At 47.3% G+C, this 22,808-nt stretch carries 17 protein-coding genes; 4 read left to right on the forward strand and 13 right to left on the reverse strand.

The window, feature by feature from the left end; genetic code table 11:
• Positions 1 to 57 precede the first annotated feature (57 nt).
• Positions 58 to 1,302 carry a nucleoside permease gene (locus VYJ22_RS00075; protein ID WP_329904288.1) on the forward strand — a complete coding sequence of 415 codons (1,245 nt, stop codon included), beginning with the start codon at positions 58 to 60 and terminating at the stop codon, positions 1,300 to 1,302.
• Positions 1,303 to 1,840: 538 nt separating this feature from the next.
• On the opposite strand, the gene rsxA is transcribed toward VYJ22_RS00075, so the two are convergent.
• From rsxA to VYJ22_RS00135, 12 genes are all read right to left on the reverse strand, one after another.
• Positions 1,841 to 2,419, reverse strand: coding sequence for an electron transport complex subunit RsxA (rsxA, locus tag VYJ22_RS00080; protein ID WP_329904290.1), 579 nt, complete (start codon positions 2,417 to 2,419; stop codon positions 1,841 to 1,843).
• A 25-nt stretch (positions 2,420 to 2,444) separates the two neighbouring features.
• The gene (locus tag VYJ22_RS00085) at positions 2,445 to 3,032 is read right to left on the reverse strand and encodes an electron transport complex subunit E (protein WP_329904292.1); all 588 of its coding nucleotides are present in this window, start codon (positions 3,030 to 3,032) and stop codon (positions 2,445 to 2,447) included.
• On the reverse strand, positions 3,029 to 3,643 hold the full coding sequence (locus VYJ22_RS00090; RefSeq protein ID WP_329904293.1) for an RnfABCDGE type electron transport complex subunit G: 615 nt from the start codon (positions 3,641 to 3,643) through the stop codon (positions 3,029 to 3,031). The genes VYJ22_RS00085 and VYJ22_RS00090 overlap by 4 nt, the downstream gene beginning before the upstream one ends.
• A 2-nt stretch (positions 3,644 to 3,645) precedes the next feature.
• Positions 3,646 to 4,626 (reverse strand): RnfABCDGE type electron transport complex subunit D, encoded by a 981-nt coding sequence (locus tag VYJ22_RS00095; RefSeq protein ID WP_329904294.1) that lies wholly within the window; start codon positions 4,624 to 4,626, stop codon positions 3,646 to 3,648.
• Positions 4,627 to 4,629: 3 nt separating this feature from the next.
• Positions 4,630 to 5,961, reverse strand: a complete 1,332-nt coding sequence (gene rsxC / locus VYJ22_RS00100) for an electron transport complex subunit RsxC (RefSeq protein ID WP_329904295.1) — start codon at positions 5,959 to 5,961, stop codon at positions 4,630 to 4,632.
• Positions 5,962 to 5,963: 2 nt separating this feature from the next.
• The gene (locus tag VYJ22_RS00105) at positions 5,964 to 6,878 is read right to left on the reverse strand and encodes a Fe-S cluster domain-containing protein (protein WP_329904297.1); all 915 of its coding nucleotides are present in this window, start codon (positions 6,876 to 6,878) and stop codon (positions 5,964 to 5,966) included.
• A gap of 3 nt (positions 6,879 to 6,881) precedes the next feature.
• Complete coding sequence (locus VYJ22_RS00110) at positions 6,882 to 7,316, reverse strand: SoxR reducing system RseC family protein (protein ID WP_329904298.1); 435 nt, start codon at positions 7,314 to 7,316, stop codon at positions 6,882 to 6,884.
• Positions 7,317 to 7,621: 305 nt separating this feature from the next.
• On the reverse strand, positions 7,622 to 8,953 hold the full coding sequence (locus tag VYJ22_RS00115; RefSeq protein ID WP_329904299.1) for a histidine-type phosphatase: 1,332 nt from the start codon (positions 8,951 to 8,953) through the stop codon (positions 7,622 to 7,624).
• A gap of 1,113 nt (positions 8,954 to 10,066) precedes the next feature.
• Complete coding sequence (locus tag VYJ22_RS00120) at positions 10,067 to 13,213, reverse strand: glycoside hydrolase family 31 protein (protein ID WP_329904300.1); 3,147 nt, start codon at positions 13,211 to 13,213, stop codon at positions 10,067 to 10,069.
• 467 nt (positions 13,214 to 13,680) lie between these two features.
• A complete protein-coding gene (locus VYJ22_RS00125) occupies positions 13,681 to 14,601 on the reverse strand; it encodes a hypothetical protein (RefSeq protein ID WP_329904302.1) in 921 nt (306 codons plus the stop codon).
• Between the two features lie 204 nt (positions 14,602 to 14,805).
• Positions 14,806 to 15,435, reverse strand: coding sequence for a metal ABC transporter ATP-binding protein (locus VYJ22_RS00130; RefSeq protein WP_329904303.1), 630 nt, complete (start codon positions 15,433 to 15,435; stop codon positions 14,806 to 14,808).
• Positions 15,413 to 16,333: a metal ABC transporter solute-binding protein, Zn/Mn family gene (locus VYJ22_RS00135; RefSeq protein WP_329904304.1), complete on the reverse strand. Its 921-nt coding sequence runs from the start codon at positions 16,331 to 16,333 to the stop codon at positions 15,413 to 15,415. The genes VYJ22_RS00130 and VYJ22_RS00135 overlap by 23 nt, the downstream gene beginning before the upstream one ends.
• A gap of 240 nt (positions 16,334 to 16,573) precedes the next feature.
• Here VYJ22_RS00135 and ricT point away from each other — a divergent pair, with 240 nt between their 5' ends.
• Both ricT and VYJ22_RS00145 read left to right on the forward strand, forming a co-directional pair.
• On the forward strand, positions 16,574 to 17,986 hold the full coding sequence (ricT, locus tag VYJ22_RS00140) for a regulatory iron-sulfur-containing complex subunit RicT (protein ID WP_407989049.1): 1,413 nt from the start codon (positions 16,574 to 16,576) through the stop codon (positions 17,984 to 17,986).
• 26 nt (positions 17,987 to 18,012) lie between these two features.
• A complete protein-coding gene (locus VYJ22_RS00145) occupies positions 18,013 to 18,513 on the forward strand; it encodes a gliding motility lipoprotein GldH family protein (RefSeq protein ID WP_329904306.1) in 501 nt (166 codons plus the stop codon).
• A gap of 75 nt (positions 18,514 to 18,588) precedes the next feature.
• Here the strand turns inward: VYJ22_RS00145 and VYJ22_RS00150 are convergent, their stop codons facing one another.
• Complete coding sequence (locus tag VYJ22_RS00150) at positions 18,589 to 19,587, reverse strand: hypothetical protein (protein WP_329904307.1); 999 nt, start codon at positions 19,585 to 19,587, stop codon at positions 18,589 to 18,591.
• Positions 19,588 to 20,793: 1,206 nt separating this feature from the next.
• On the opposite strand from VYJ22_RS00150, the gene VYJ22_RS00155 reads away from it, so the two are divergent.
• Complete coding sequence (locus VYJ22_RS00155) at positions 20,794 to 22,806, forward strand: DNA topoisomerase 3 (protein ID WP_329904309.1); 2,013 nt, start codon at positions 20,794 to 20,796, stop codon at positions 22,804 to 22,806.
• The last annotated feature ends 2 nt before the right edge of the window (positions 22,807 to 22,808 follow it).

Consider the following 22,808-nt stretch of genomic DNA (forward strand, 5'->3'; position numbering starts at 1 on the left):
GGGAGGATACCCTTATTGCTACGTTAATTTGCTAATCTATTTTATCTGTTTTAAATAATGAAAAACTTGAAAACTCGCCTCACGGTGATGATCTTCCTCCAGTTTTTTGTCTGGGGGGCATGGCTTATCTCGCTCGGTGGCTATATGATGGGAATACTCCATTATACAGGTCTCGAAGTGGGCGCTATATACGGCACCATGGGGATAGCCTCGCTCTTCATGCCCGGCTTACTGGGCATCGTAGCAGACCGCTATGTCAACGCTGAGCGTTTGTTGGGTATTTGCCATTTGGCGGGAGCTGTTTTATTGGCAGCGGCTGCTAACGTCACAGAGTATTCCGTATTTTATCCCCTACTCCTACTCATCAGCATGAGTTATATGCCCACCATAGCACTCACCAATACCATCTCATACAACGCTATGGAGAAAGAAGGTATGGACATCGTAAAGATGTTTCCCAAGATCAGAGTATGGGGTACGGTAGGTTTTATCATAGCTATGTGGTTTGTGGATGTTGCCGGTTTTGGCCGCTCTCCGCTGCAGCTCTATGTGGCAGCCGTATTTGCTTTTATTCTGGGTGTATACTCTTTTACCTTACCCAAGTGCCCTCCCGTAAAGACTGTTCGAGAAAAGAAAAGCCTGGCTACAGCGCTGGGGCTGGATGCTTTTGTATTGTTCAAGGATCGTAAGATGGCTGTATTCTTCATCTTTTCCATGATGCTGGGAGCAGCTTTGCAGATAACCAATACTTTTGGCAATCCTTTCCTCGATAGTTTCAAGTCTGAGTATGCAACAAGCTTTGCAGTAGAGCACCCCAATGTGCTCTTATCTCTTTCTCAGATATCCGAAACACTTTTCATCCTTGCCATACCTTTCTTCATGGGTCGTTATGGCATCAAACGTGTGATGATCATGAGTATGATAGCATGGGTATTCCGTTTTGGATTCTTTGGTATAGGCAATCCTGGCAGCGGGTTTATATTCCTTATCCTTTCCATGGTGGTATACGGTATGGCATTTGACTTCTTCAACATCTCGGGCTCTATGTTTGTAGAGAAGGAAGTAAATCCAGCCATCAGGGCATCCGCACAGGGCTTATTTATGATCATGACCAATGGTATAGGGGCTATTCTCGGAGGTTTTGGCAGTGGTTGGGTTGTGGATCATTACACGGTTGACGGTATCACCCGTTGGCAACCTATCTGGTTTATATTCGCAGCTTATGCCCTGGTGATAGCTATATTATTTACGATACTGTTTCGGTACAAGGAAGATCAGGCTACAGCAACCAGCAAAGCCTGATAATAAAATACACTTCATAGTAAAAAAGCACGACTGCAATAGTCGTGCTTTTTTATTGAGTTTGCAATGGATATCATTAACGAATCACTCGATGTACATTGATAATATATCCTTTTACGAATTCAGCTCTCATTTTTTTGAGAGGTTTAAAGCGATTCCGTTGATGTACGATGTCACCGTCCCGGATAGAATAGGACGTACAAACGTATGGATAAGGCTATTCAAGAAGCTGTAATTCGAGTTCGGAGACAATAGAGTAATGATCAGGAGGGAAAAGGAGTAAACCTTACGGAAGTCATAGCAATAGATTGCGGTAAGTTTATTTTTAAGGGCCCGATACGGAGACTCAACCTCACATCGGTTAGCCGGATGCAATACACCGGTTTTTACACTGACAATAGTTGGATACGACTTTTCGGCTAAAAGGAGAATCTAAAATATTGAGACCTATAGGTCAATATTGAACGGGTAGCATATAAAAAATGCAGGATAGGTCAACTTTAGACCAATCCTGCATTCTGTTTATATGGATATAATCTCAGAGACGAACTATACCGCTGAAGCCCATGAATGCCATTGCCAAGATACCGGCAGTGATAAGAGCTGCAGGAATGCCCTGCATAGCTTTGGGGAGTTCGGTGCGACTCAACTGCTCACGAATACCCGCGAATACCACCATAGCCAATGTGAAACCAATAGCTGTGGATATAGCATAAACAAGACTTTCAAGGAAATCAAAATCTTTTTGGATCACCAGAATAGCCACACCGAGGATACAGCAGTTCGTAGTGATCAATGGTAGAAATACGCCTAACGCCTGATACAGCGATGGAGATACTTTCTTGAGGATGATCTCAACCATCTGCACCAACGCAGCGATAACAAGGATAAATACGATAGTTTGCATAAAGGCCAATCCGTTGGGATCAAGCACAAATTTCTGCAAAAGCCACGTAACCATAGTAGCAATAGCCAAAACAAATGTTACAGCTGCACCCATACCGATGGAAGTATCTACTTTCTTGGAAACACCCAAGAACGGACAGATACCGAGGAACTGAGACAGTACAACGTTGTTTACGAAAACTGCGGCAATAAATATGATTATAAAATGCATAATGAATCTAATTTAATGTTATTGACTAAGCTTTCTTGGATATTGAATTGACTATGGCAACAAGGTACCCCAACACGATGAAAGCACCGGGAGCCAAGATAAAGAGCAATGATCCGAAGGTATCAGGATAGATCTTAACACCAAAGAAGGTACCTGCACCGAGGAACTCACGCACCATACCGAGCACGGTAAGCGATATTGTAAATCCCAGACCGATACCTACTCCATCCAGCGCTGAGTGTAAAACACCTTTTTTGGCAGCTACAGACTCAGCACGTCCCAGCACTATACAGTTTACCACAATCAGAGGGATAAAAAGTCCCAGACTGGCATACAGAGCCGGCACATAAGCCTGCATGAGCATCTGCACCACAGTAACGAATCCGGCTATGACCACGATGTAAGCAGGGATACGCACCTGATCGGGAATAAGCTTCTTGATCATTGAGATCACCGTATTGGAGCAGATAAGTACAAACATAGTGGCAAGCCCCATACCCATACCGTTGTTGGCAGAAGATGTAGTAGCCAGAGTAGGACACATACCAAGCAAAAGCACAAAGGTTGGGTTTTCGGTGATAATACCGTTTTTGATTATTTGTAATGGTTTCATTTTTTAGCCTCCTTTTCTTTAGCTTGTTTTACAGCGTCGTATGCACGGTTTATAGCATCGAGGAATGCACGGCTACTGATCGTTGCTGCCGTGATGGCGTCAACCTTACCTCCGTCTTTGGATACTACCAAGGGGTATTGTGCAGCCATGTCCACACCTTTGAGGTCTTGTAGATTTGATGTCTTAGACGGTTGGTGAAACCAGTCCTGCATCTTGGATCCCAAACCGGGAGTTTCGCCATGCTCTAGCACTGAGTAGTCTACCAGCTTACCGGCATTATCAAAGCCCACCATAACAGAGATGCGGCCATTGAATCCGCTGTTGGTATATGACTCCACAGCATAGCCTACGATATCGTTGCCTTTCTTGGCAGGATAGACATGTACGGAGTCTGCATCGCCTTCTTTGAGTATTGAGAAGGCTTCGTTGTAAGGATTGTTATCAAACGCAGGTGTTACGTTCTTGATAGCGTCCACCTTAGCTTTCACTTTGGCCTGCTCTATGGGAGCAGCTGTGATCTTATTCATACCTGCAAGAATACCGGCAATGATGATGCAGATACCGGTCAGGGAAAGCAACATGTTGGGTAATGTAGATGATAGCTTTTTCATGATTACTTCCCTCCAAAATGTTTAGGTTTCATATACATATTAATAAGGGGTGTGAAGCCGTTCATGATAAGAATGGCAAATGACATTCCCTCAGGATATGCGCCGAACAGACGAATCAATACGGTGAGAATACCGATGATACACCCGTAAAGCAACTGCCCGCTCTTACTCATGGGTGAGGTGACATAGTCGGTAGCCATGAAGATAGCTCCCAACATCAGACCTCCCGTGAGGAGATGAAACCAAGCCGGCGGATAGATAGCAGGATTGACCATATGCATAATGCCACCAAGAATGAATGCGCTACCCAGGATAGAGATAGGAATGTGCCATGTGATGATCTTGCGCCACAGCATATAGATGAGACCTACAAGCAGTGCCAATGCGCTAATCTCGCCCAAAGAGCCCGACTGCACACCCAGCAACATATTCATTGCCGATGGCATCTGATCCCAGCTTGCACCGGGAGCTCCATGGATAATGCCTTTCATGATCCCCAGAGGAGTAGCACCTGTGGCAGCATCCATATATGAAGCATATTGATGAGGATTGGGCCATACCGTCATTTGGGCAGGGAAAGAGATCAGCAGGAACACACGTCCTACCAAAGCCGGGTTAAAAGGGTTGCCACCCAATCCGCCAAAAGACATCTTACCCATACCTATAGCAATGAGTGCACCTATAGCCACGATCCAGAAAGGAAGGTTAGAAGGCAGGTTCATCGCCAGCAACACGCCGGTGAGAATAGCAGAGCCATCATACAACGTAGGAGTTCTGTGCAAAAGGTATTTACTCACTAGAAATTCGGTGAGGCAACATACACCCACACTGACCAATGTTACGACCAAAGCTCCCAAACCGAATTGGACAAGGGATACAGCATAAGCCGGAAGTAATGCGATCAGCACACCGAACATATTTTTGCTGATGCTATCGCCACTGTGAATGTGTGGCGAAGGTGAGATATAAAACTTATTTTCCATACATTACTTTTTTCTTGATCGTATAATACCCATCACTGTTTGTTTACCCAGACGAATATAATCGAGCAGAGGTCTATTGGCCGGACATGTGTAGCTGCAAGAACCACACTCTATACAATCGACTACATAGTTCTTCTCGGCATCGTCCCAGTCCTTGAACTGTACATCCTTCATCAGGAAAGCAGGGTTAAGTCCCATAGGGCATACATTGACGCATTTGGCACAGCGAATGCATGACTGCATAGGCTTTCTCTCCGACTCCTCACGTCCCAGCAACAAAATGCCGGATGTACCTTTGGTGACGGGGATATCGATGCTCAGCAGTGCTTTGCCCATCATGGGACCACCGCCAATGACTTTACCTGTGTCCTCGGGCAAACCACCTGAAGCTTCGATCAGATTTTTGATAGGTGTACCTACTCTTACTTTATAGTTGGCAGGAACTTGGAGGTGCTTACCGGTCACGGTAACTATACGCTCCAAAAGCGGTTTATTCTTTTGTACAGCTTCGTATACGGCAAATACGGTACCCACATTTTGTACTACAGCACCTGTAGAAATAGGTAGCGCTCCGCTCTTGACCTGCTTGCGTATCACGGCATCGATGAGCTGCTTCTCACCGCCTTGTGGATATTGTACCTTCAGCGGCATCACTTCTATGCCCTGATAACCTGCAGCCAAGTCACCCAATAGTTTTATGGCATCGGGTTTATTGTTTTCTATACCTATCACAGCTTTGGTCACCCCTATCGCCTTCATCAATATCTTTACGCCCACAAGCACCTCTTCGGGTTTGGACATCATCAAGATATGGTCCGATGTAAGATAAGGCTCACACTCTACAGCGTTGATGATCAAAATCTCCGCCTTAGCATCGGGAGGAGGTGACAGTTTTACTTGTGTAGGGAAAGTAGCACCGCCAAGGCCTACTACACCACACTGGGCTATGCGCTCGGTAATCTCTTTGGAGTTTAGCAGGCATTCTTTGACCAGTTCTTCAGAGCGGTCTATTACAGGCTCCCACTCATCGCCCACTACATCTATGATAATAGCGGGTCGCTTGTAACCACCGGCATCGAAAACAGCATCTATCTTGGACACCTTTCCCGAAACGGAAGAGTGTATGTTGGCAGAAATAAAGCCGGAGCTTTTGGCTATCACGGTACCTACTTTGACCTCTTCACCCTTTTGCACCACGGGAGTGGCAGGAGCTCCGATATGTTGCCCCACGGGTATGATCACCTGCTTGGGCAATGGTATCTCTTCTACCGGTTTGCCGGCAGACAATTTATTTTCAGGCGGATGTATCCCTCCTAAACGAAACGTTCTCAACATAATTATGCTTCGGCTGTAGGGTTATTGACTATGTTTTTTCTCTCAAGGTTAGCTTTCAGATCCGGTGTACCCGTTGCTACGGCATCAGCAGTCTCCACCTTAGGCTTGCGTGGCGGGAAGTTGAGTTCGTGTATAGCATTGGTCGGGCATACGCTCACGCACTTGCGGCACATACGGCATTTCACGGGATCAATGTAAGATAGGTTGTTTTGTATGGTGATGGCTTCGAAGGCGCACTGCTTCAAGCAGAGAGAGCAACCGATACAGGCGTTGGCACAAGCTTTCTTGGCCACACCGCCTTTGTCCATATTCACACAAGAGACAAATATGCGGCGACTCTTGGGGCCCTTCTTACGGAGCTCGATGATAGTCTTGGGACAAGCTTTTACGCAAGCACCACAGGCTACGCACTTGTCCTCTACCACTTCGGGCAGGCGTGTTACGGGATTGATGTGGATAGCATCGAAGTCGCAAGCATCCACACAGTCGCCCAGCCCCAGACAGCCGAAGCTACAGTCCGTATCGCCTTTGTAAAGCGCCGAAGCTATGGAGCATTTCGATGCTCCGTCGTAAATATTGGTGCGTGGTCTTGCATCGCAGGTACCGTTGCATCGTACCACTGCGATAAGCGGATCAGCAGCTTTGGCTTCCAGCCCGAGGATAACGGACACTCTTTCCATCACAGGAGCGCCCCCTACAGGACAGAACAACCCTTCCAAGCTCTCGTTCTTCACGCATGCATTTGCAAAAGCCGAGCAACCAGGAAAACCGCAACCGCCACAATTGGCTTGAGGCAGGACTTCGCCGACCTGCGCTATGCGCGGATCTTCTTTTACCTCAAACTTCTTTGAAGCCCAAAATAGAAGCAGTGCACCTATAGCTCCTATTATGGCCAGGACAATAATAGTAATTGACATATCTTAGTTTGTTGTGATTGATATCTTTTTTATCATAAATATCATATCTCGTGATAATCTCTTTTCGAATAGACTAAGGAATAAATAATACAGTACTACGGAAGCCAGCGAGATACCTGCGCCTAGGACTTCGGACGTATGGAAGACACTGATGCACAGCACTGCCACAACCAATAGCAGAACGAGCGGTAGAACGAATGAGAGCAAAACAGCCTTGTGCCCCATGCTACGGGAGCCTATGACAAGTACTCGCTCTCCTAGGGAATAATCTTTATTGTTGAAGGACTTGATTTTCACAGTACGGTCTTTGCAGTCGGTGCTTACACAGTATGAGGCTGCATGACATCCTGTGCATGCGCTTTTTTGCTCAATGCTCACCGTGATTTCACCGGGCTTGATGTTAGTGATGACACCTTCTTGCTGGATGGTCTCTTTCATCTTTTTTGAACTGTCCGTTAAGTTGCGTGTTTGTCAAGTTAAGATTCCATTTTACGCAGGCAAATGTACGTAATAATATCTAAAATGACCAATAATTAGTATTAAAATCGGTAGCAGTAGACTCAATATTTTCTTAAAAACAGTCTATCCAAGAGGGCTATATACATAAAAACAAGCTATCTAAGAGATATATAACCCGAAATAAATATTTATAGTGAATATACCTAAATATTGCTACCGAAGCCTTGTGTACTTGAAAATACTTTTTATGGATATTTTAAAATACTATCCGTAGAGTGGTTTATTTATTTAAGCGACTCGTACTCAGCGATAGCTTCTGCAAAACGGGTGTTGACATCCGCAAGCTCGTACAGTCCCTGCGCATTGGCTTTGAGCCCTGCCAGACGGAGTTGATAGGTCATGGGAGGAGTATTGAGAGACAGCGGTTGCAGCCCTCTCAGCTGATCCGTGGACTGATAAAGGAGACTCACCCCCACGTACTCTTTGCCCGTTTGCTTATCGGCCCACTTCTCGAGGAGCAGTTTACAGCCTATAGGCGTTTTCTTCTCTATCGTAGAGGGCAGTGAATAGTCTTCCACCTTGAGCGCTTTGGTTACTGAGCCTATATTGGAGTCGTGTCCTACAAGGTAGGTGAGTTTGCGTTCGGGGGCACTCAGTTCGTCCTTCATATATACTAGCAAGGGATGTGCCACATTCACAGCCACAGATGGCGCTGTAAATAGAATATCGCCATATACATCCTTTACACCCGATATACTCTCCCACTCCTGCTCACTGAGCTTGTGCCCGAAAGCGGCCTGCTTGTCATCAGCCACTTCGAAGTATTGCAGTATCAGTGCATCCGCTATGCGTGTGGCGAGCTTGAGTGATCCGCTCAGGTTAGGCTCTTCGTTGAGCTTGAAGATAAGCTTGGTATCATAGTCGTCGAGGCTACAGATATGCTCTGTCTCGCACGCCGGGGCATGCTTCATATCCAGCACCTTCTCTATGGTGCGGAAGGCGGGCTTCAGCGTTTCGGTAAGCCCTTTGAGTCCGCCCTTGCCTCCCATAGCGTTTATCTCACTTGTGGCTCGGGCTTCTATGGCAGGGCTCAGCTTGGTCATGCGAGGAAAAAACACGGGATCCATCTTGCTCGGAGCGAAGCGATGATGTACCGGCACATCGCAAGTGGGGAAGAAAGCCGTGGTAAAGTACCGTGCCGTGGCAATGGTGCGCTGCATACTATTGGCGTATACATTGACCTCGTCACTACCGGGGCACTCCCCGTCTTTGAAAAGCCCCTCCGCCTCCAACCATTTGCGGAAGTATTGTCCCATCATAGTCTCCAGCACACCGCCCTTGAGAGTAAGTTCGCTGGCATTGGCAGTCCACTGTGTCCACTTACCATGCGTCACTTTGCCCAGAACGCTATTACCGCCCGAGAGTGGCGCACGTATGTTGTGGCGGCTCAGCACCACCACTTCTTTGAGCTTGTATTGCTCGTGTAGCTGATTGTAACGGGGATTTTGCGCTTGTATAGACGTAAAAGCAACAAGAAGCAACACCCACAATGCAGCTGTAGACCGTATCTTACGGCAGGAGGTCTTGATCCCGTAATCTGTTCGTAGTGTTTTCATAATAATCCTCTTAATAATGAAATGCATATATAAAACTTTAGCTTTGGCTCGCAAGTCAAATGTAAACAATAAACATCAATAAGTCTGAATCCCATGTGTAAAAAGATCTATCACAATTTGTGCAATATCTCCGGGGCGGCTATACATGTTTGTGATTTGCAAACGGATGCGGGGAGAGCATATTAGAATCAATGCGACTCCGCATCTGCACCACAGAACTTTTTGTCTGAATAAACCCGGTATGCGATTGAGAGTAAGGCGAATGATTTACATTTTTTAGCATCTCGCTCTTGACAAGGGGTATGCCGGGGATGTATATTTGCACAGATATTCATCCGCTTTTACTTCGCTTATAGTTTATTCACTTTTTACACTCTATTTACACTCCATGCTTACCACCCCTATACGCACATGTTACTTATCTGTACTTACCCGTAGCCATGGGATAAGTGCTCCCTACATATCCTTTAGGCAAGACTATACTGCCGGTCAGCAATGATGTACACGCAAGGAGGAGCACAACGGCCTCCTCGTGACAACGGCACAGCGTCATACGTCGCTACAGTAAACAGTATGCACCTATAGGAAAGCCTCCCCAAAACATCATATTCCCCACAGCGGACACAGAAGATACTCCACTCTTCCGTGTCCGCTTTTTTTTTACGATATTAGAGTTAAAGACAGAGTCGTATCTTAGTTAAAACACGATGGTAGTTTAGTTAAGACACGAAATCATTTTAGTTAAAACACCACAACGTTTTAGTTAAAACACTTTCGTATCTTAACTAAAACACAAGACCATGACAACTCTCCTATCCACCCACATACACGAGGGGCGGATTAGTAGGTATGCCTAATAAGTTTTTCCTCTTTGCTTAAGCCCTTGGCGCAATAACATTATCATCTCAAGCCTCCTTAGTAAAGATATTATTTAACCATGACCAACAGGGCGATATATTTTAGAAATAATAAGAATCGTCATGTGTTAAATATCCTCAAAAACAGTTCGTTTCGAGCTCCGAGCCGTTAATAAAAGCAACCCCGCATCAGGCTTTTAGTCCGATGCGGGGCATTAGTAGCCTGGAGCTACAGGGAGGCAGAGAGAGAGCTATATTAGAGCTTCACCTCAAGCTTCATGAGACGGTCGGTAGGCGTTTTGGCTACTTTGACCCAGAGACGCCCCTTGCGATCGGCACTGTCATAGAAGTAGCCCGAAGCAGCTGATTCCCATGCTGCACGGGTAGCCACTGCTGTGAGTCGCTTGCCTTGTACCTCTACTACCTTGGGTGTGGCAGTACAGCGGATGTCGAAGGTATAACTGCGCTCACCGAAAATGCCTTGATAATGCCCCTTGACAGGGTGAATCTGCACCTTAAGGTTCTTACCACTATTGTCCAGCTCCGACGTAATATTTGTCATAGCATATTCACCTTGCTCATACTTGCGTGTGAGCAAATCATCTTCATAAAGATCAAAAGAAGTCTTACCCTTGGGCCACAGCTCTACGGTGAGATGATCATGGGGCTTCTCCCACACATAGTGCATGGCGTCATACATGGGTATGATAGCACCTGCCTTCACAAATACGGGGATGTCCTTGAGGTTGCACTTGTATTCCTTGAGCCACTCACCGCTCTTCATCTTCTCGCCCGTGAGCTGGTCATACCATTCTGCACCCCGGGGGAAATAGATGCTGTCACGCACCGTGCTCCACTTCTTGGAGGTATACACCGGTGCTACCATGAGCCACTCGCCACTCATAAACTGGTATCCGGCATGTGGCTTGTAGGTCTCCTTGTCGTGAGGGAACTCTAGCACCATAGCACGCACCATTGGGGTGCCTGACGTATGAGCCTCACGGCAGTAAGTGTATTGGTAGGGGAGCATACGCATCTTGAGGTTGAGGAAGTGCCTGTTGATGCCTATATAAGGATCACCATACACCCACGGTTGCTTATTGGCAGGAGCCCAGCCACTCATGGTCATGAGTATGGGGGTGTACACCTTCCACTGCAAGTCACGTGTGTAGGTCATGGGAGACCCGCCGAATATGCCGTCGATATCGCTGGTAGCAGCGTTGAAAGCCGAGAGTCCCGAGCCTACTACTGTGGGGATGTGGTACTCGATGTACTTCCAGTTGGCCGATTGGTCGCCAGACCACACCGTGGCATAGCGCTGCGTACCGGCCCAACCACAGACTGTCCAGACAAAGCCACGTGCATCGGAGTTGTTCTGTATACCTTCAAACGCAGCCTTGGCACCATTCAGGGCAAAGTCGTATCCACTACCTACCCAGGCTACATCGAGCTTGCAGAGGCGTGTGCCGTAGGTGCCTACCTCGGTGGCTATCTTGGCCACGCCGTTTTCTGTCCAGAGACCCGTCATGAAGCCACGCTTGTGTAACTCTCGTACTACACTATCGAGCTTGACGTAGCCACAGCCATAGCCGTCATTGGGTAATATCCAACCACGTGGCATATCATACTGTACATACTTGTCTGCTACCAGAGGCAGCACGTCGGGGGTAGACTGTGGCGTACCTATTCGTTGCTCGGGCTTGTTGTAGCAGTTGGCATCGCCCATGGTGAGCATCCACATAGCCGGCATAAAAGGTTTACCTGTAATGTCGGTATAGAGGTTGAGGTTGTCCTTGAGCGTATTGCCGGCGAAGTAGAAACAATCGAATCTGTTCTCATCATGGCTCAGTTTAGTGGTGGCTTTGAAGTCATATTCGCCCGTGGAGAAGGTGTTGCGGAAGGCGCCCCAACCTTTGGAACTCATCATAAATGGCGCAGGGTTGGGCACATCACCATCGTCCCACCCCCCGCTTACAGCTATCTTGACCAGGCTGTCACGGTGTGAGAAGCGACCGTTTTGCATACCTCCGCCAAAGAAATATTCATCGTCCTGACGTCTGATCTGCTGGTAAGTCTTTTGTCCGTATGTGAGGGGCGACAGCTCCTCAAACTTGAGCGTCTTGTTGTCTGCACCGTACAAGGCCATGCGCAGAGGCGACTTGTACACACGGAGTACGCAGTGAGGTGTGCTGAAAGCGTAGTAGTCGCGCTGCTCCTTCATCGTTACCTTGGGGCTGTGCACTTTGTAATCGACCACGATAGCATCACCGGCAGGGTTGGTATAGTTGCCTTCGGGAGCCAACCACACCCTGAAGATATCGTCACGCAAGAACGAAATCTTGAGGCGACTATCGCCTGAAGCCACTTCGTATTCATGATCAGCAAGGCGCTTCACAGCGGATACATTGCCCAGATTCATGGCTGTAGCAAAAAGTTTGACACGCAGGGTGTCGTTTGCGGGACGCTGGTCACCGGGAAGTGAAGATACGATCTCGAGGGAGTGGGAGCCCTTGCCGGCAAGGTCGGTGGCAGGAAATGCCACCTCACGTTCTTGATTGAAGGCCAGTGGTTGTTTGGAGCCGGAGAGCACGGCATTGAGGACTGTTTTGTCGTCGACCGTCAGTTTGAGCGGCACATCTCCGGTCACGGGATCGGATCCCATATTCTTTACTTTTACTTTGATTACTTCGCCTTTTTTGAAGTTATTGCCCTCAGGCTTGTGTGATGTAAGCTCGGTGACGGCAAGATCGCTTCGGAGCGGGTTGGCAAGGGCGATGTCATCGATCATCCAATACCATGAGAAGATACCTTTCCAGTAAAAACGCAGGTACACAGTGCGCTTACCTGCTGCCACGTCCGTGATGTTTATTTCCTCCTGTATAGGTTTGTGCGGGCTGGTCACAGCGGGAATTGAGGGGGTGAGGTTGTACCACTTCCAGGTCTTAGCATCATTACTGACCATGACGTACAGCCCTGCATCCTTGTCGGTAAACCAGTCATTCCAGCGAGCTGTGTGTACGAACTTGAGGATGACCTGCTTCTCTGCCGAGCAGTCTATGGCACCCGTCTGAAAGTATGCACTGGGATAAACCTTGCTTTGGTTCCACTTGGTCACATCTTCATTAGTAATAGTACCGGGGCGGTACTGAATATGAAATCCGCGACTGATAGAGGCAATGGGAGGAGCCTGCTGGTTGAACTGGAATGAGCCGGGATAAGGCTGGTCGGTGACAATCCACTTACACTCGGCTTTGGAGCACGAGTCGCCGAGGGTCCATCCCTGTGGCAGTTTGCCGCCGGAGAAGTCTTCATGCCAAAACTCTCTCTGTGTATTGCTCTGGGCTTTGATGCCTATGACCGACAGTAGGCTCACAGCAAACATTAAGGCTAATTGTTTATTCATGTAGTAATCAATCTTATTATAATGAAACAAGTTTTATGTCAAAGGACGGGCTTCTTGCTTATTTATTTATAGTACATAGTGTCAATACTAAAGAAAGAAGATTTGACAAAGATAACTTATTTAAGACTTTGATCAAATGAATCTATTATTAATAATAAATTATCTATAAGTTATGCTATCACGAATATACAGCGAGCTGAGTGCGATAGTAAAGCCTACTGCACCTGACAAAAAGAAGAGAAGAGTGAGGCAGTATACCTTGCGGATTAAACACTGAAATACTGCCCCTCTTGCCAAAGAAGGGTGGAAGCCTTGTTGCCTCCACCCTTCTACAGGTATCATGTATCGCCACCTTACGGGATGCAAGCGCCGGAGACAGTGATGCAACAGCCCGCTTATTTAAGCGATTTATAGATAATATTCACATTGCACAGACAGGGGATGGTATTGCACCACCCTATGACCGATTATCTCCAATCGATCTTGATATTATTCAGCTCTATAATACCAGACTTAGAGTCGAACACATCTTGGTCGTTACCTTTGTAGCTGACTTTTACAGCACCTATTGTCAGTGCTTTGACATCGGACAAGACGGGCTTGAACACCATGCCGCACTTCACCTTAGCGCCTTTGGCGACTATGCCACAAACGGTTTTGCTGAATGTACGTGTAGAGTGCGTACCCGAGAGTATGTATGCTTCCAAAGGTTTGTAAGTATTGCCGGCTGCACTTTTGATAAAAGAGTTGCTTGCGGAACAATCGAGACAAACTTCCTGCGAGGGCAGGTTATGGCTGATTTCGAAGTTGAGTGTCACTGTCTGATTCTGTATGGAACCTACGGCCGATATCAAGCGCACATTGAAATTGGCAGAAAACGACTTCACATAAGGAGGCGTATCGATGCCATGGGGCGGTTGCCTGTGAGTGGCATTGTAGGTCGGACTCTTGGACTGTATCTCACCGGAGAGCAGTGCCTGATCCATATCTACCGCCAGCTCATCGGACGAATTGAACTTGAGGATCGCAAAAGTCTTGATTTGGCCTTTCTCATTGGTAAAACGTCTGAAGTATAGGATAGGCGACTTATAATTGCGCACAGCGAGATCAGCCAAGACAATAGAGTTGTTACCGGCAGAGTCTCCGCCCGCCAAAGAATTGATGGCATCTACAGCCTTACCCAGAAAAGACTTGCGGGCATAGCGAAAGATGGATGCAAATCTGGTTCCCTTTTGGGGAGCTGTGATAATAAGTACATCGCCCACAGCATATGTGGTGCTATCGACACCATAGAAATTATCGTTCGACTTATCGCCCGGAAACTGGGCATAGGCCTGCATAGCCATGGCCCACAACAAGATTGAAAAAATTACTAATTTCCTTTTCATAATATCAGTAGTAAAATAGATTGATCAAGATAATATCTCATAGGAGCTATACACTCCGCTTGGTACACATAATACAATTAAACGGCAGTACGGAGGCAAAAGTATACGCACGGTACTTTTACAACGCTTTTACAGGAGTATCAGCCTCCCCTCTCCACCACAAACAATAAGTACACTGCCGAGATCAGGATGCTATCTCTGCACTCAGCCCAGGTTATACCGTTGCCAGAATCCCCCGTCTTCGGGAATAGCGTCGTGCGTAACCATAAGGATGGTGATCTCATCCTTGCGAAAGGCTTCGAGTAACTCGGAGAACTGTGTCTGAGCCGTGTTATCGAGAAAGCTCATCGGTTCGTCGAGGATGAGTATTTCGGGATCCGAAGCCAAAGCCCTTGCCAGCAACACCCGCTGGAGCTGCCCTCCACTGAGGCGACCTATAGGAGCAGTGCTCTTGCACTCCAGACTCACTGCCTGAAGCAAGTGCGCTACACGTTGCTTCCGTTCGATACGAGGCATGCCTCCAGGCAGTCCGGAATCTATCACCTCGGCTACATTGATGGGAAAAGCATGATCGATGCGACTGATCTGCGGCAAATAACCCATAGCGGGTTTGCCACATACATTCCCCGCTACATCATAAAAACGGAGCGATCCGCCTAAGAGCGGAGTAAGCCCCAGTATCGTTTTGATGAGTGTCGTTTTACCACCGCCGTTAGGCCCTGTAATAGCCCAATGCTCCGACCTGTGCACAGTAAAGTCGACATGCTGCCTGACAATGCGATCCTTATAGCCTATTACAGCATCGCTGATTTCAATGATGGGCTTGGTCTGCATGAGCTATGGAACGTGCCACGTGATACATCTGCGCCTTCCAGTCACCGTCCAGAGGGTTTATTGTCACAATCTCAGCATTGATCTCCTGAGCTATATTTCGGATAATATCCGTATTGAACTCCGGTTGCAACAGTACTACCTTCACGTGGTCGTGCCGTGCGCGGTCTATAAGATCTCTGAGCTGGGCGGGATTAGGGTCTTTGCCATGTTGCTCCACTACCAGTTGGGTAAGGTTGAAGTCCTTGGCAAAGTCGGTAAGCGACGGGTGGAATATCACAAAGGAGCGTGAAGTAACACCGCTCAAGATAGACTTGATATCGGCACCCACTTTATCGATGTCAGCCACGAGGGAGTTATAATTGCGCTCCATCATCTTCATAGATATCGAGTCATGGGGATCACTGAGACTAACCAGTGCGGCATAGGTGTTACGGGCAAGTTCCAATGCACCGGAGATGCTTGTCCAGTAGTGCGGATCAGTACAGATATGTGTATCGTCGTGCTTATGATCGCTATTGCATGTGCCGTTGTTATTGCCGGGAGCAGACGTGCACCCGCCTACTTGCGGTTCCATATCAAATAGTTTGATACCGGCATTCACCTCGCCTATGCGTTTCACCCAATTCTTTTCAAACCCGAGTTGGCCTATGTAAAAATACGCTTCACAGTCAGCCAGTTGTTGCATCTCCTGTGGGGAGGGATCGTAAGTCTCTGGGCTCTGCCCTTTGGGCACCAATGTGACAACGTCAAAGAGTGTATCGGCAATAGTCTTGATGATGGCCTTTTGAGGCTCTATCGTCACTGCAATCTGCTTTTTCCGCTTCGCAGCCGGGGTGCATGAAAAGAGTGTAAATCCGATAAAAAGCAATGAAAAATACCGGAAGTATATATGCTTCATGTTAAACGAGTAATGTTAAAATTGATTTTTCCAATAATTCTATCAAAGGTAATAATAATGTATCGGAAAAAACGCCCATCCCATAAGTATCTCCAAAGAAATAAACACCTAAAGCTTTATACCTTATATGATTTGAGTGATAATTCATTACTTTTGTATATCATATGGATAACAAATCCGTGCACGAGGCATAAACACCGGCACAGGATATTCTTATTGCATTATTTGATTCAATTTTACATGAAATATATCAATTCCAAGTCTACAAACGGCTGCTGCCGTATGAACAAGACCGGTAGCAACGGTTGTCTGAAGACTCAACTTAATACATTTGACTGGCTCACGGATATACCTCACTTCCATGAATCCGGCGATTACGTGGAAGTGCAGTTCAAAAACACGCGCAAGGGCTACTACCTCAACACAGAAAAGATAGACCTGTACAAAGGAGACATCGTTGCCGTAGAGGCCTCCCCCGGTCACGATATAGGTATCGTTACGCTCACCGGAAAGCTGGTACCGCTGGCTATGGCGAAGCACAAATACAATCCGGAGAAAAACGAAGACCGTAAGATATATCGTATAGCTCGTCCCGGAGATATTGAAAAATGGGAAGAAGCGAAGTCACGTGAGCATGACACGATGATACAGTCACGGCAAATAGCAGCCGATCTCAATCTGGATATGAAGATAGGCGACGTAGAGTATCAGGGCGATGGTAACAAGGCAATCTTTTACTACATTGCCGACGGGCGAGTCGATTTCCGCCAACTCATACGTGTACTGGCCGATACTTTCCATGTACGTATCGAGATGAAACAGATCGGGGCACGGCAGGAAGCCGGTCGCATCGGAGGTATAGGCCCCTGTGGCAGGCAGCTGTGCTGCTCATCATGGATGACCAACTTTATATCTGTAAATACCTCTGCCGCGCGCATCCAAGATCTGTCCATGAATCCGCAGAAACTCACGGGACAATGTGCCAAGCTCAAATGCTGTATGAACTTCGAAGTAGATGCTTATCTTGAGGTGCAGAAGAAGCTGCCCAGCAAAGAGGTGGTGCTCGAAACACTACACGGATCATACTACCACTTCAAGACGGACAACTTCCAGCGTATGCTTACCTACAGCCCGTCCAAGACCTCCACGATGCATATGGTCACCATCCCAGCCAAGCGTGTATTCGATATCATAGCGATGAACAGGCGTGGAGAGAAACCTGAGACTCTGGAATATGACTCGCTCAACGACAAGCCTCAAAAGCAAACGGCAGACATCCTCAACGAGAACAGCCTTACACGATTTGATGGCGGAGCCGAACACAACGGACAAGGAGGCAAGAGATCTCACAATGGACGTAATGGCGACAGGAATCGCAATAGGAAGCCACCCCACGCCGTTATGCAACAGCCTGACAAGTTACAGGACTCACGTCCCAACCCCAAGAACGAAAATAGAAGAACAGAGGAGCAAAGGCGTGTGGCGGATAGGAGCAACAGGCAGCGCGAGGGCGGACAAAATGGCCATCCCAACAATCAGCCCCGCAAAACAGAGCAGATAAGAAACGGAGCATTCAACAGAGAAAATAAAAACGGTAACAATCAGGGACGAAACATTAGAGAAAACCGTCCTGCTACCGACAATAAGGAATAAACCAACCCATCAGTCATTACGATACAGTGATACCACTATTACTCCATTACCTCAGGCAGCACTACATGGCAGTATTGCTATGTAGTGCCATGTTGTGCCTAGCTCTTACAGGCTGCGACAGCCCGGGACCGGACAAGGAGTTTATCAGTTATCGCAAAGTCGACGACAATACTTGGAGCCCTGATATGCCTGTGACTTTCGATCTGTTCTTCCCCAAGATCGGAGATACATACAGCTTACAACTCCTGCTGCGCCACAACAATGACTATCCCAGTGGCAGGGTAAGCATCCGGGTAGAGTTTATGCGTGACTATCAGTACCGCAGGGTAGATACCCTGCATCTCAACCTCGCCTCAGCCCCGGGCAAATGGCTGGGGCATGGCGTGGTACTCAAAGAAATATCCTGCCCCGTCTATTACTCTATATCACCACCCATAGCAGGTATTTACAAGCTCAACGTATCACCCTTGGATGTATCCGGGGCAAACGGTATAGAAAATGTGGGCGTACGGTTACTGAAAAAATAACGCCCCCTCACGTTCCTCCATTGACGATTTCCCATCACAAGAGAATTATCTTCTATAAGAAAAGGGAGCAACTCTTTACTCTGAAGCGTCCTTGATTTTTTTGATAATCAGATCTATGAGCCCTGTGAGGTTCACATAGGGTACCGGTCTCATGCGCCCTGTGCGGGGATCATACTCGTAGTTCACACCGCCCTCAATGCGTCCGCCGCCCTCTACCATATAGCCTACACCACCACCCACACCAAATGAGCGGTTCATTGCATTGAAGTTCTGATTAAAGTACGGGGAGCTACTATAACCGCCGTAGCCCGTACCATAGATATAAAAGCCTGATCCGGGGGTAAACATATAATTCACACGCATATTTCCATAGTAATTGGCATTGTTAAACCCTTGTGAGAAGGGAGTATTATACAGCATGGCTCCGCCATTGAGCATCACATCTACATGGTCGCCCAGGCGTATACCTGCATTCATATAAGGATTTATAAATTGTTGTCTCATATAGGATCCGTAGCCAATGCCCGCACTCAACCTCATATTATCCATAGGCCTCAGGGTCACACCCAGATCGGCACGGTAATACTTCTCTATCGTGGCTACAAAAGGCGATGATGTAAGGCCTATATCCACGGAACCATTGAGCGAAATCCGTCTATCAAGTCGCACACTCACCCCCAGTGACTTCACATCATTGTAAGCATTCGCCCTATCTACCCACTGATGCGCCTGTGCCGATCCCAATATATCTACTGATCCAATGCGTGCCCCTCCCGCTTGTTTACTTACCAGTCCCAAATCGAAGGCTTTTTCTGAATAGGGAACCGATTTGGTATCGGGTTTCTTCAAGAGAGATTTTACATCCGTAAATAGAGGGCTCATTGTTTTTGGAGTATTAGTCGGCAACTTTGTCGCAGGCAAGGAATCGGGTAGCGACAACGAAGGGACGTGACGTTCCAATGGCTTAAAAAGAATCAAGCTATCTCTTCCTGATTTATTCTTTGGCGTCTGTGCATGGGTCACAGAAATGGTAGAGATAATTATAAGTAAGGAGTAACAGGCTATCTGTTGCATAGTACTGCATTTGTGTTTTTCTAAACAACGTCAATACTAGCCCATAAAGTATATAACAATCATAAATTTAGGACTTATCTATCGCTAGGGCTAAAGATAAATCAGGGGTACGGAGGTACGGCATATCCCAAAATGAAAACAATACTATCATTTTGTCAGATTTCGAGGCTGTTTTATACATCGCATCTCCGAGCTCTTTACCACAAGATGCAGGGTATTGACAAAGGGGGGCTGTGTGTTGTATCTTTGTAATATAAACTTCCTTCCGTACTGATTGCAACGCTCGCATAAGGATTTATACAGACACCAGGATATGAGTACCGTAACGAAATATACTTTATGCACATTCACTGCTCACAGCTTGTTCCCCCTGGAACACGTTGAGAGCATCGCATCTCATCATCGCTCATCGTCAGAGCAAGCTCACGCCTTGAGCCTCGAGCATAATAGCGCGCGCGCATAGCCTACACCTGCACAGTACTTACCCTTAATACGATTTCTTACCATTTGCCCCGGATCTCACTTCCGTGCACATGTATCTGCTGACTTATCATAATAGGTCAGCCGACCTATCCTATACAGTCAATAGACTTATCCTATAAGGTCAACAGACCTATCTTATACGGTCGATCGATTTATCGTATCCGGACAACAAACCTATCGTACACGGATGGCGGTCTCATCTTAATAGAATTTTAGACGTTGCACCTCCCCCACCTAATCGAGACGCAGCAATAAAGAAGTGAAATATACAGGCTGTGTATTTTATGATTATTGATTTTGTGCGCCATAATCGGAGACTCATTTTATTTAGACACCGTTTGCAGATCGTTTTGATGCGCCCAAAAGCCCTTCCTTATTTAGACTTTGTACAAATAAGCCTCGTGTCTTAACTAAGAGAAGGGAAATTTCAAGGCTCCTGGACTGATTTTGAATTTATTTAGTAACCTTACCACAAGTCTATTGGAGCGAATGATTAGCCCCGAGACAGCAACACCGTTTTTTGACATTTTGTCAAAAAAGATTCACCCAACCCTCGGCACTACAAATGTGCATAAGCATGATGGTTGAGCACAAAATCACCGTGATCATAACCTCCCCTCTGATAGGAGACGTATAAGACGGAAAAGAAAGGATAAGAGGTATTTCAATAAGTATGATTATTTTTGTAACTATGGTATTGAACAACTTCTATAGATTGAGCCGATGATCGTTTGCATAGCTGAAAAGCCCAGCGTGGCTAGGGAAATAGCGGCGATACTCGGAGCTACGAGCCGCAAACAAGGGTATATCGAAGGCAACGGCTACCAAGTCACTTGGACGTACGGGCATCTCTGTACGCTCAAAGAGCCGCACGACTATACACCTTATTGGAAACCTTGGAGCCTATCGGGGCTCCCCATGATACCGGATCGCTTCGGCATCAAACTCATCGAACAAGATAGTTACATGCGACAAGCTGAGGTGATAGGTTCCATTGTAAAAAATGCGGAAATGGTGGTAAACTGCGGTGATGCCGGGCAGGAAGGAGAGCTCATCCAACGCTGGGTACTACAGAAGGTACAGTGCCAATGTCCTGTAAAAAGGCTGTGGATATCTTCTCTTACGGACGAAGCCATACGTGAGGGCTTCCAGCACCTGAGAGACGAGGAGGACTTCCGCTCTCTCTATGAAGCAGGCCTTGCCCGTGCCATAGGAGACTGGCTACTGGGGATGAATGCAACCCGACTATATACCCTCAAATATGCCAAGAGCCGGCAGGTACTCTCCATAGGACGTGTACAAACCCCCACTCTGGCACTCATTGTAAACAGGCAGCGTGAGATAGAGCACTTCAAACCCGTAACTTACTGGGAGCTCAAAACAGTCTACAGGGATACCACCTTCAATGCATCCAAGGGCAAATTCGACACGGAGCCAAAAGCCCGAGAGGCTCTGGAGGCTATCACAGGCTCTACATTTGAGATCAAGGACGTAAAAAAGAAAAAGGGCAAGGAAGGCCCCCCCAAACTCTTCGACCTGACCAGCCTGCAAGTGGTGTGTAACAAGAAGTTCAACATGAGTGCGGAGGAAACGCTCTCTACCATACAATCGCTTTACGAAAAGAAGATTACTACTTACCCCCGTGTAGATACAACATACCTGAGCGAAGATATTTATCCCAAGATCCCCAAGATACTTACGGGGCTGGTAGCATACAGGGAACTCACAGCTCCTCTGCTGGGCGGTGCTCCGCTACGCAAAAACAAAAAAGTCTTTGACAATGACAAGGTCACAGACCACCATGCCATCATCCCCACGGGACAGCCGGTGCATGGGCTTACGGAAAAAGAGCAACAGGTATTCGACATCATCACCCTCCACTTTATAGCGGCTTTCTATCCTGATTGCGACTTCAGCACCACCACGGTGCAGGGCGAGGCCGGTAAGGTACCCTTCAAGACAAGTGGCAAAGAGATTCTCAATCCGGGATGGCGCATGGTCTTTAGTAATAATGAGGAGGACGAGGAGGATGACTCTGCAGATGACAGTAGCTCCAACAAGCCTTCGGGCAAGGTTTTGCCCACTTTCAAAGTAGGAGAAAGCGGTGATCACAAGCCCGACTTGCAAGAGAAGCAAACCCAACCTCCCAAACCGTATACCGAGGCTACGCTCCTCAGAGCCATGGAGACAGCCGGTAAGAGCGTGCAGGACGATGACTTGCGGGAAGCGCTCAAAGAAAACGGTATAGGACGCCCCTCCACCAGGGCAAATATCATCGAAACGCTATTCAAGCGCAACTACATCGTGAAAGAACGCAAAAGTCTGCGTGCCACTGCTACGGGGCTGGAACTGATTGATACTATCAACTACGAACTGCTCAAGAGTGCCGAACTCACAGGGCAGTGGGAGTGCAAACTGCGCAAGATAGAGCGCAAGGAGCTGTCGGCAGCGTTGTTTGTGGACGAACTGAAGCAACTGGTGCAACAGCTGGTACAGGATGTGATGCGCGGTAATGTGGGTGGCAGGCAAGCGGGAGGCCAAGCCTCAGAAGCACCTGACCTGCCGGTGTGCCCGTCGTGCGGTGCAGGATATATAGTCAAGGGCAAAACGGCTTATGGCTGTAGTGCCTATGCTCAGGGGTGTGCATTCAGGCTCAGCTTCGACAAGTATGCCTCGGACATGACCAATGAGCAACTCAAAAGGGTGATCAAAGAAATAAAACAACAAGAGATATAAAG

Source organism: Porphyromonas pogonae (assembly GCF_036320655.1).
Taxonomy (GTDB): domain Bacteria; phylum Bacteroidota; class Bacteroidia; order Bacteroidales; family Porphyromonadaceae; genus Porphyromonas; species Porphyromonas pogonae.